Origin of the sequence: Psychrilyobacter piezotolerans, from assembly GCF_003391055.1 — a bacterium.
Classification (GTDB): Bacteria; Fusobacteriota; Fusobacteriia; order Fusobacteriales; family Fusobacteriaceae; genus Psychrilyobacter; species Psychrilyobacter piezotolerans.
In genome coordinates this window covers 26,128-35,936 of the sequence record NZ_QUAJ01000027.1, presented here as the reverse complement: position 1 = coordinate 35,936, position 9,809 = coordinate 26,128, and the positions used below count along the sequence as shown (strand labels likewise).

Below are 9,809 nucleotides of genomic sequence, written 5' to 3'. Positions count from 1 at the left end.
ATGGGAGGGTAGTTGCCATAAGAATATTGAGGGAATAAGGCCTTCAAAAAAAATAGTGAGGACGTTTGTTTGCTATACAAAAATTCTTGTTTTCAGTATTAAATACTATGAAATATCCATAAATAAGCAATTATTTGTCAAATTAACAAAGTTAAAAACTTAATAGATACATTGAGTTATCAAGGAAAATTAATAAAAAAAATTATTTACAAATAGGGAGGAAAGATGTTTGAAAAAATAAGAAAAGCCATGGTAGAAAATCAACTGTCTTATCGCGGGATAAAGGATCCCAGGGTAATAGCTGCATTTTTAGAGGTTGAAAGGCATCTTTTTGTCAGGGAAGAAGAAATAGAATTTGCCTACAATGATTATCCTCTGCCCATTGGATCCGGACAGACAATTTCCCAGCCGTATATTGTAGCTTATATGATGGAAAAATTAAAGATAGAAAAAGACGATATAGTTTTAGAGGTGGGAACCGGATCGGGATATGAAGCGGCACTCATCTCTAAAATTGCAAAACAGGTTATTACCTTGGAGGTGGATTCTCATCTTTATTCGGAATCCAAGAAAAAACTCAAGCAGTTAGGCTATAAAAATATAGAGGTGTTGAAAAAAAACGGGTTTGAAGGGTATGAAAAAAAGGCTCCCTATGATGCGATAATAGTATCGGCGGCCCCTGTGGAAATTCCAAAAATTTTAATGGAACAGCTAAAAATAGGGGGGAGGATGATCCTTCCTCTAGGCGGATTCAGTCAACAGTTAATTTATATAGAGAGAAATGATACGGATAAATTTTCTGTAACTGGTTTAATTTATGTAAGGTTTGTGCCCATGATCAAATAAATTTAGAAAAAAGATTTTTTTGATAAAAAACTATAAAAAAAAATAAATTTCTTAAAAAATAAATTTAATAATTATGGTACAATAATTCCATATGGCGTTCATAAGAAGGAGAATGACAAATTTTATGAAAAAACTAATCATTACTTTAATAATTTTTCTTTCTTTGAATCTTTATGGAGAAACAGAAGGAAAGAAAAGAAAGGCATTTGATGTAGATGGGAATAAATATATAATCAGACCCCTATATGGACTGGCTACAAAATCATATTTAGGAGATTTAATAAGCTTTAAGGATTTCAAGGAAGATCCAAACCATGGTAAAATTGCCGGTATACAGGTGGAAAGATATGTGTATAAGAGACCCTATGATTTTCCGGTGGATGTGACCATACAGAGCAGCTTTATTACCCATTTTAACGATTATAGCGGTGAAGAAACAGATTATTATACAAATGACAATTCCTATGAGATAAACTTTGGTATAAAAATATACTGGACGGAGTTTCCATGGGATAAATATGTACGTACAAGGTTGGGTGTTTCAGAAGGCTTATCTTATACAAGCAGGATAACCAACTTAGAAAGATACGATCAATATCATGAAAATAACTCTAATTATTTAAATTATTTAGATATTACCCTTTCTTTTAATGTCAAGGATATTACCGGAATGGATGATTTAGAAGACACCTATATTGGAATGGGAATTTTACATAGATCAGGAATATTTGGGATTATTAATGGGGTAGATGGCGGATCAAATAATGTGACATTCTTTTTTGAAACAGAATTATAGGGGGAGAATGAAGAAATTAATATTATTTTTAAGCTTGGTGGTTAGCATAACAATAACGACTTTTAGTGAAACTACAAATTTTCAACTGGGATTAACTCCTACTCTGAATATAGGTAAGGGAGAAGAAGTTGTGGGCTTGCGTGTACCGGTATTTTTTGGAACTACAGAAAAAGTTACAGGGGTTGATTTTAATATATTTGCCGGTGAAGTGGACGAATTTACAGGTCTGCAGGGGGGAATATTTTTAGGAGCAGGAATATTTAACAAAGTTAATACTGAATTTAGAGGAGTCGGTCTGGGGCTTGTTAATCTTCATGGTGGAGATAGTAAGGGAGTTCTAATAGGAGCAGCAAACCTTACAAAGGAGTTTACAGGATTAAAATTAGGGATCCTTAATTATTCCAAATCTTATTCAGACTATGAATTGGGAGTAATCAATTATTCTGTGGAAGCATTTTTTCAATTGGGACTTATAAATGTTACAGACCGGATAAATGGTATCCAGATAGGGTTCTTAAACTTTGCCAAGAACGGTGTTTTACCGGTGATGCCTTTTTTTAATTTTAACTGGAAGCTTTAGAAGCAGAGTAAGGATTAAAAAAAAATGAACATAAATTGCATAGATTAAAAGGTAAATTATCATGGGTCTTAAGATTTTAACTAAATAATTTTTTAAGATTTTAAATAAATAAATAAAAGAGGGGAAACTATGAAAGATAGACAACTTTTAAGTGAATTTGCAAACGTAATAAATTCCGATAGGTATCAATATACAGAGAGTGATGTTTTTTTAAAGGAAGGAATGCAGGAAAAGGTAGCCGTTTTTGATATGTACTTTCGTAAAACAGAGGATGGCGGCTTAGCCGTAGTTTCCGGGATTCATGAAGTAATTAAATTAATAGAGGTTTTAAATAGTACAAGTGAGGAGGAAAAAAGAAAGTATTTTTCTCTCCTTATTCATGAAGAAGAATTATTGGAATACTTGGTAAAGTTAAAATTTACAGGGGATATATATGCTATGAGAGACGGGGAAATAGCATACCCAAATGAGCCGATCATAACTATAAAAGCTCCTATAATTCAGGCTAAGATTTTAGAAACACCTATTTTAAATATAATGAATATGCAGATAGCTATAGCCACAAAGGCATCCCGGGTAAGCAGAGCTGCTCATCCTACCCCTGTGCTATCATTTGGAAGCAGGAGAGCTCATGGGTTTACTTCTGCTGTGGATGGGAATAAAGCAGCCTACATTGGCGGATGTGCGACTCATTCAAATATCGTTACAGAGTATAAATATGGTATACCCAGTGTAGGAACGATGGCACACTCATATATTCAGACTTTTGGTGTTGGAAGGGAAGCTGAAAAAGAATCTTTTGATAAATTTATAAAAAATAGAAGGGGTGAAAATAACCCCCTTATTCTCTTGATCGATACCTATAATACATTGAAGATAGGGATTCAAAATGCAATTGATTCATTTCAGGATGCTGGGATAGATGATTCCTATGAGGGAACTTATGGTATAAGGATTGACTCAGGGGATTTAGCATACCTGTCTAAAAAATGCAGGGAATTATTGGATGAGGCATCCCTGCATAAGGCTCAAATAGTTCTGACTAATGGGCTGGATGAAAATTTAATAAGAGCTCTGAAGGAGCAGGATGTCGCTGTAGATTCCTATGGTGTGGGAGATGCCATTGCTGTAAGTAAGTCTAATCCTTGTTTTGGAGGAGTATATAAGATTGTAGAAGTTGATGATAAATCGGTAATAAAATTATCTGAAGATATTATTAAAATATCAAATCCTGGTTTTAAAGAGGTATACAGGCTATATGATAAAAATGGCCTGGCTTACGCAGATTTAATAACTTTAGTTGATGGAGACAAGGATAAAAAATTGTTGATGAATGATGATACTATAGAACTTATGGATGAAAATTATGATTTTAAAAGTGTTAGTCTGGCAGGGGGGGAATATACCCATAAAAAACTTACCAAAGTATATGTGAAAGATGGTCAAATAACGAAAGAATATCTAAAGTTAAAAGATATAAAAAACTCAAGGGATTATTATTTAAAAGAATTGGAAAAAATATCTACCGAAAGGAAGAGATTGGAAAATCCTCATAAATATAAGGTGAATCTATCTCATGATTTGAAAAAACTAAAATATAAACTTATAAATAAGATAAGTAAACAAATTAAGGGTGAAATATAGAAATAGAAAAAGACCAGAAAATTTAATTTTCTGGTCTTTTTGCCTGTTTTTTAAGAGTTCAATCTAGCTGGTTTTTTTAATTTTCTTTCACTTAAATTTTTTATAAGGTCTTTAATTTTTTCATATTGTTTTTCAGTGATTTCCCCGGCTACAACTGTAGATTTTTCAAATTCTCCTAAATTTCTATAAAGTTCTGCTTTCAAAATCTTTTCGGCACTGCTCCCTCCTAAGGTGTCTAAAAGAATTTTCATATTTTCTTTTTCCTGGGAGGTATAAACCACTTCTGCCTCTCCTATTTCTTCCATCTCTTTAATCTGACTTGTGATGTTATTCAGGTGATTTTTTTCCTTCAATCTGCCAAAAACTTCCTCTCTTTTTTGGATTAATTCATTTATTTTTTCTTCCACTATAATTATGGAATTTTCATCGGAAAGGGCTTCTTTCTTTTTCACCATCTTAGCGATATACTGGTTAAAATGAGTTATAGAAGGTATCTGTGAAATGGTTGCTTTTAAAAGTTCTACCTTTACTTTGAGATCATCCAGGGAGTCGATTTCCCTGTACTTATCATTGGATCTTTGCCAGGTCTTTATTCTGATATTTAGATTTTTAAATTTTTCATCTTTTAAAATTTCTAAATATTCTTCAGTTGTGGGTTCTAGGAGAGTTTTTCCCACTTCCTCAATTTGTTCACATTCACTTACAGATTTGATTTTTTTGCAGGTATCACATATAAAAACATCTATTTTTCTAGGAGTCACAGCTCCTTCCACTACCCCGTCGGTGTAGATTACAGCCTCTATATCCCCTGTAAATTCAGGTGTTTTAGCCCTGTATTTGGTCCCGCATTTACATTTAAAGTTCATATGATTCCTCCTGTTTTTTATGTTAAATAATTGATACAAACTTAAATTTTTTTATATCTTAACCTTATAAAATTATATACCCCTAGATTATGCCTATCTGGATGCAATGTCACGTTGCTTTTTTATATTTTTTAAAATATCATCCAGTTGAGAGGTTAAATTTTTCCAAGTGAATCGATCTAAAGAAATATCATGATCCATATGATGGAGAGTATCTAAAGAATTTAAAAGGGCCCTCTTTATATTTTCTTTATAAACATCTTCATTTTGTTTTTTTAACTGATCCTGGGAGACTCTCTCAGGAATATCTATATATGTTATCATATTTGAATTGTTGATCACATCTCCAAACCAAGGTTTTATCCCGGGAAGATCAGATGTGATAACCCTCAGCCCGCAGGCTAGAGCTTCTACTAAAACTAAGGGTAAGCCCTCATATAGGGACGGAAGGATAAATATATGACCCTTATTGTAGATTTCCTTTAGTTTAATTTGATCAACCATCCCCCAAAATTTTATCTCGTTTTTACTGCCTTTACTTTGGGATAAGATGTTTTCATATTCCACACCATGCCCCATTCCAATTAAGTTAAGCCTTATTTGTTTATCTGTTTTAAGGGAAGAAAAAGCCTCTATTAAATATTGGATCCCCTTAGCATAGGAGATCTTACCGGTAAAGATAATATCGATTATTTCATTATTTTTTTCTGTATCTAAAGGATGAAAAATTTTATTATCAAATCCTATTCCAAGGGGGATAATTTTATGAGGTTCGACATTGTAGATCTCCTGGATCTCTTTTTTTTGAACTTCGTGCAGGGCTATAATTTTATCTAATTTTTTAACTTTTTCACGGATAAAACTATTTTTTAAATTATGTGACCTCATTTGCCTGAGGTCGGTTCCATGACAAAATCCAATGATCTTAATATCTTTGACCCATTCCTTAACTAATGCAGTCAAAAAATACAGATGATGACAGAGGATATAATCCGGGCTAAACTCCTCCACAGCTTTTAAAACTTGTTTTTTAAAGGCAGCTTCATAAAGACTCACCATGGAATTATCCATTTCCTTATAGATGGTACTTTTATACGGCATGGTATCACTCATACCGGCAACTGGAAAGGGTAGTTCAGAACTGTTAAAAACAACTTCATAGGTGGAGAAAACATCGATATCTTTTAAATTTCCTTGGGATTCACCGCCGTAAACTAAACTTTGAGAATGATTTAAACCGGTAAATTCTTTTATTATGTTTTGTAAATAGATCCCGCTGCCAGTATCACTTGGTTTTTGAGATATAATATGAAGAATTTTCATTGAATTCCCTCCTAGATATTAAAAAGCTTCTATTATATTTTAACTAAAATAGATAATTTTTACAATAGGGAAAAGATTAAGAAGACAAAAGGCGTGGGTAGATTAACCCATCATCACATTAGTTTTTAAGCGTTACTTAAGCTATTTTTTAATTTATATAGAAATTCTTGTTGTTATTTAGGGATTCTTAGTGTTTTATAAGCGACTTCGATGTATTGTATTCGGAACAAAAAAGTGGTAAATTTGTTCAAATTATGGTATTATTTTCACATATATTGTTTTTTGTAGAAGGAGGAAATATGGTTAAGATTTTATTAGGAATCCTATCTTGTATGGGATTGTGGTATTTGATGGTCTTTTTTAAAGACTATAAAGAAGCTAAGATAAATAATAGATTAGAGAAGGAAAATAAAGTAGCCCTAAGTGGTATTGGATTTATAATCTGTTTTTTTGACACACTTGGAATAGGTGGATTTGCACCTATGACTGCTATATTTAAGCAGTTTAAATTGGTCAATGACAGGATTATCCCCGGAACTTTAAATGCGGCTATGACTATTCCCATCGTTATTGAAGCACTTATTTTTATCAAAGATGTAAAGGTCGATTTAATCACCCTTGTATCTATGCTTGTAGCTGCCACTTTAGGAGCTCTTTTAGGTGCGGGATATGTATCTAAATTGGACGAAAAGAAGGTCCAGCTTTATATGGGTATAGCTTTAATAATTGTTGCAGCGATTATGTTGGCCGGTAAATTAGGAATACTTCCATCTGGTGGAGACGCTGTTGGTCTCTCTGGTGTTAAATTGGTTATAGCAGTTATAGGTAACTTTGTATTGGGTGCACTTATGACCCTTGGAATAGGGCTTTATGCTCCCTGTATGGCTTTGGTATACGCTCTGGGATTAAGTCCGTTAGTTGCCTTCCCTATTATGATGGGATCATGTGCATATTTAATGCCCGCAGCTACTGCTAAGTTTATCCGTGAAGGTGCCTATCATAGAGAAGCGACTCTATGGAGTACAATATTTGGATCGATTGGAGTTGTTGTAGCAGCTTATTTAGTTAAATCATTACCTATTAATATTTTAACTTGGGTTGTTATGGGAGTTGTTCTTTATACCTCGTTAAATTTATTGAAAGATGCTTTTTCATCTAAAAGTCAAGATCCACTTAAAGTTTGATCGAATAAAACACACTAATATCTCTTAATAGATATAAAAAAAAGTCCATGGAGAAGACAACTAGTCTTTTCGTGGGCTTTGATTTTTTTTTGAGGGATTTCTTTTCATTGAACTTTTCAATGGTTTATGTTAGAATTGTCAGATATAATAAGCGATAAAGAGGAGATGCATATGAAAAAAAGAATAGTCTTTGATAGAGTAGGAGATATGAAATACATCTCTCATTTAGATACTATAAGATTTTTAGAGAGACTCTTTAAGAAAACGGGTATCATTATAAAACATTCGGAAGGGTTTACCCCCAGACCGAAGTTGTCCTTTGGAAACCCTGTGTCACTGGGAGATGAAGCGTACAATGAATTGATGGATGCTGAGATAATTTCTGAACTATCCAATGAGGAGATCTTAGAACTTCTAAATTCAAACTCACCTGAGGGATTTAAGTTTCATGAGATCTATGATGTCCCTAAAAAATCAGGAATAGCCAATGATTTTGACATTTTAATCTATGAGATAGAGGGAAGCACAGCGGATATAGATACTCTGGAAAACCTATTAAACAGTGATGAAATAATTGAGGTAAGGGAAAAAAGAGGGAAAACCCAAGAAAGAAACTTAAAAGAGAAAATAGGAGATTTAAAAAGAATTGGAAACAAGATCTTTTTAGAGTTGTATAATATTTCTCCTAAAGGTTTATTTGCACTGGCTGAAATAGACAGTAAAGATCTAAAAGTTACAAGAATGGGGTATAAAAAAAGTAAATAAAAAATAAAAATATGGAGGGATAGAATATGTTAGATTTAAAGTATATCAGAAATAATATTGAATTTTTAAAGGGAATTTTAGCGAATAGAAATGCTAAGATAGATTTAGATAGATTTGAGCAGTTAGATGAGGAAAGAAGAGAGTTACTATCAGAGGTAGAAACTTTAAAATATAAGAGAAATAATGCTTCACAAGAGGTAGGTAAATTAAAGAGAGCAGGAGAAGATGCATCTCATATTATCGAAGAGATGGGTGATGTAAGCTCTAGTATCAAAGCAATAGACAAGAAATTATCTGTAATAGAAGAGGAAATCAGATATTTCCAAATGACTATTCCAAATGTATATCATGAGTCTACACCAGTTGGAAACGATGACACTGATAATATTTTAGTTAGAACTTGGGGAGAGCCTGCAAAGTTTGATTTTGATGTTAAACCTCACTGGGAATTAGGAGAGGAATTGGAAATATTAGACTTTGAAAGGGGAGTAAAATTAGGAGGATCCAGATTTACTCTATATAGAGGAGCAGGAGCTAGATTAGAGAGAGCATTAATAAACTTTATGTTAGATCTGCATACTACAGAGCATGGATATACAGAGCACCTTACACCAATTTTAGTAAAACCTGAAATATGTGAAGGGACTGGCCAGCTGCCAAAATTTGGTGACGATATGTATAAAACTGAAGATGATATGTACCTAATCTCAACTTCAGAGATAACTTTAACAAATATCCATAGAGGAGAAACTTTATCAGAAACAGATCTTCCTAAATACTACACTGCATTTTCACCTTGTTTCAGAAGGGAAGCAGGATCATACGGTAGGGATATCAGAGGATTAATCAGACAGCATCAATTTAATAAAGTTGAGATGGTAAAGTTAGCTCATCCTAATGACTCAAACGAGGAATTAGAAAAAATGGTAGTAAATGCAGAGACTGTATTACAAAAACTAGGATTACCATATAGAGTAGTTCAATTATGTACAGGAGACATTGGGTTCTCAGCAACTAAAACATATGATTTAGAAGTATGGTTACCATCTGAAGATACATATAGAGAGATCTCATCTTGTTCTAACTGTGGAGATTTCCAAGCCAGAAGAATGGGTCTTAGATTTAAGCCTGCTGAAGGCGGAAAGAGTGAATTTGTTCATACATTGAATGGATCTGGATTAGCAGTAGGTAGAACTTTATTAGCTGTTATGGAAAATTACCAGCAGGCAGATGGAAGTTTCTTAATTCCAGAAGCTCTTAAGCCATATATGGGCGGATTAGATGTTGTTAAAAAGTAGTATAATTTTTATACTCCTACTTACCATCCTTACATCTAATATATATATATTAATAATAGTAGCAGGTTTGATGATTTTTTCAAACCTGCTATTTAACAAAAATTTAAAAAATTCCATAAAGAGAATGAAATATGTCTTTCTCCTCTATTTTACTACAATATTGTTTCAGTTAGTCATGATCCAGGATGGTGAAGTGATCTTCAAGTTTTATAATTTTTATATTACCTGGAGGGGAGTTACCCAGGTAGGGATCAATTTTTTGAGGATTTTTGATATCCTGCTTATTTCGTGGCTAATAAATGCACAAAATATATTTACCGGCAGATTCAAAAGATATAACGAATTAACAGATACTATTATAGAATTAGTTCCAGAGGTTTTTGTTCTATTTAAGAAGAGAATGAAATTCAAGGCGTTTTTTAGACATATTTTAAAGCAAATAGAGGGTAAAATATAATCTTTCAAAAGATTGCTTTTATATATTAAATTTGGTATTATTAATAGTAG

At 32.8% G+C, this 9,809-nt stretch carries 10 protein-coding genes; 8 read left to right on the top strand and 2 right to left on the bottom strand.

Annotated elements, in window-relative coordinates; translation table 11 throughout:
* The first annotated feature begins 225 nt into the window (after nt 1-225).
* The 4 genes from DYH56_RS12840 to DYH56_RS12825 all read left to right on the top strand — a co-directional run bounded on the left by DYH56_RS12840 (nt 226) and on the right by DYH56_RS12825 (nt 3,866).
* Nucleotides 226-846, top strand: a complete 621-nt coding sequence (locus tag DYH56_RS12840; protein WP_114643279.1) for a protein-L-isoaspartate(D-aspartate) O-methyltransferase — start codon at nt 226-228, stop codon at nt 844-846.
* A 124-nt stretch (nt 847-970) separates the two neighbouring features.
* The gene (locus tag DYH56_RS12835) at nt 971-1,642 is read left to right on the top strand and encodes a hypothetical protein (RefSeq protein WP_114643278.1); all 672 of its coding nucleotides are present in this window, start codon (nt 971-973) and stop codon (nt 1,640-1,642) included.
* A 7-nt stretch (nt 1,643-1,649) separates the two neighbouring features.
* Nucleotides 1,650-2,222, top strand: a complete 573-nt coding sequence (locus tag DYH56_RS12830) for a VC2662 family protein (RefSeq protein WP_114643277.1) — start codon at nt 1,650-1,652, stop codon at nt 2,220-2,222.
* 129 nt (nt 2,223-2,351) lie between these two features.
* A complete protein-coding gene (locus tag DYH56_RS12825) occupies nt 2,352-3,866 on the top strand; it encodes a nicotinate phosphoribosyltransferase (RefSeq protein WP_114643276.1) in 1,515 nt (504 codons plus the stop codon).
* 50 nt (nt 3,867-3,916) lie between these two features.
* Here the strand turns inward: DYH56_RS12825 and DYH56_RS12820 are convergent, their stop codons facing one another.
* Nucleotides 3,917-4,732, bottom strand: a complete 816-nt coding sequence (locus DYH56_RS12820; protein ID WP_114643275.1) for a hypothetical protein — start codon at nt 4,730-4,732, stop codon at nt 3,917-3,919.
* A gap of 93 nt (nt 4,733-4,825) precedes the next feature.
* A complete protein-coding gene (locus tag DYH56_RS12815; protein WP_114643274.1) occupies nt 4,826-6,055 on the bottom strand; it encodes a glycosyltransferase family 4 protein in 1,230 nt (409 codons plus the stop codon).
* Between the two features lie 299 nt (nt 6,056-6,354).
* On the opposite strand from DYH56_RS12815, the gene DYH56_RS12810 reads away from it, so the two are divergent.
* The 4 genes from DYH56_RS12810 to DYH56_RS12795 all read left to right on the top strand — a co-directional run bounded on the left by DYH56_RS12810 (nt 6,355) and on the right by DYH56_RS12795 (nt 9,759).
* A complete protein-coding gene (locus DYH56_RS12810) occupies nt 6,355-7,239 on the top strand; it encodes a sulfite exporter TauE/SafE family protein (RefSeq protein ID WP_114643273.1) in 885 nt (294 codons plus the stop codon).
* 171 nt (nt 7,240-7,410) lie between these two features.
* Nucleotides 7,411-8,004 carry a TIGR03936 family radical SAM-associated protein gene (locus DYH56_RS12805; protein ID WP_114643272.1) on the top strand — a complete coding sequence of 198 codons (594 nt, stop codon included), beginning with the start codon at nt 7,411-7,413 and terminating at the stop codon, nt 8,002-8,004.
* 26 nt (nt 8,005-8,030) lie between these two features.
* A complete protein-coding gene (serS, locus tag DYH56_RS12800) occupies nt 8,031-9,302 on the top strand; it encodes a serine--tRNA ligase (RefSeq protein ID WP_114643271.1) in 1,272 nt (423 codons plus the stop codon).
* Nucleotides 9,286-9,759, top strand: coding sequence for an energy-coupling factor transporter transmembrane component T family protein (locus DYH56_RS12795; RefSeq protein WP_114643270.1), 474 nt, complete (start codon nt 9,286-9,288; stop codon nt 9,757-9,759). Before serS ends, DYH56_RS12795 begins: the two co-directional genes overlap by 17 nt.
* The last annotated feature ends 50 nt before the right edge of the window (nt 9,760-9,809 follow it).

Bases quoted from the DNA above. Each gene is read 5' to 3' on its own strand.
- DYH56_RS12840 (WP_114643279.1), top strand. From the start codon at position 226: ATGTTTGAAAAAATAAGAAAAGCCATGGTAGAAAATCAACTGTCTTAT.
- DYH56_RS12835 (WP_114643278.1), top strand. From the start codon at position 971: ATGAAAAAACTAATCATTACTTTAATAATTTTTCTTTCTTTGAATCTT.
- DYH56_RS12830 (WP_114643277.1), top strand. From the start codon at position 1,650: ATGAAGAAATTAATATTATTTTTAAGCTTGGTGGTTAGCATAACAATA.
- DYH56_RS12825 (WP_114643276.1), top strand. From the start codon at position 2,352: ATGAAAGATAGACAACTTTTAAGTGAATTTGCAAACGTAATAAATTCC.
- DYH56_RS12820 (WP_114643275.1), bottom strand. From the start codon at position 4,732: ATGAACTTTAAATGTAAATGCGGGACCAAATACAGGGCTAAAACACCT.
- DYH56_RS12815 (WP_114643274.1), bottom strand. From the start codon at position 6,055: ATGAAAATTCTTCATATTATATCTCAAAAACCAAGTGATACTGGCAGC.
- DYH56_RS12810 (WP_114643273.1), top strand. From the start codon at position 6,355: ATGGTTAAGATTTTATTAGGAATCCTATCTTGTATGGGATTGTGGTAT.
- DYH56_RS12805 (WP_114643272.1), top strand. From the start codon at position 7,411: ATGAAAAAAAGAATAGTCTTTGATAGAGTAGGAGATATGAAATACATC.
- serS (WP_114643271.1), top strand. From the start codon at position 8,031: ATGTTAGATTTAAAGTATATCAGAAATAATATTGAATTTTTAAAGGGA.
- DYH56_RS12795 (WP_114643270.1), top strand. From the start codon at position 9,286: ATGTTGTTAAAAAGTAGTATAATTTTTATACTCCTACTTACCATCCTT.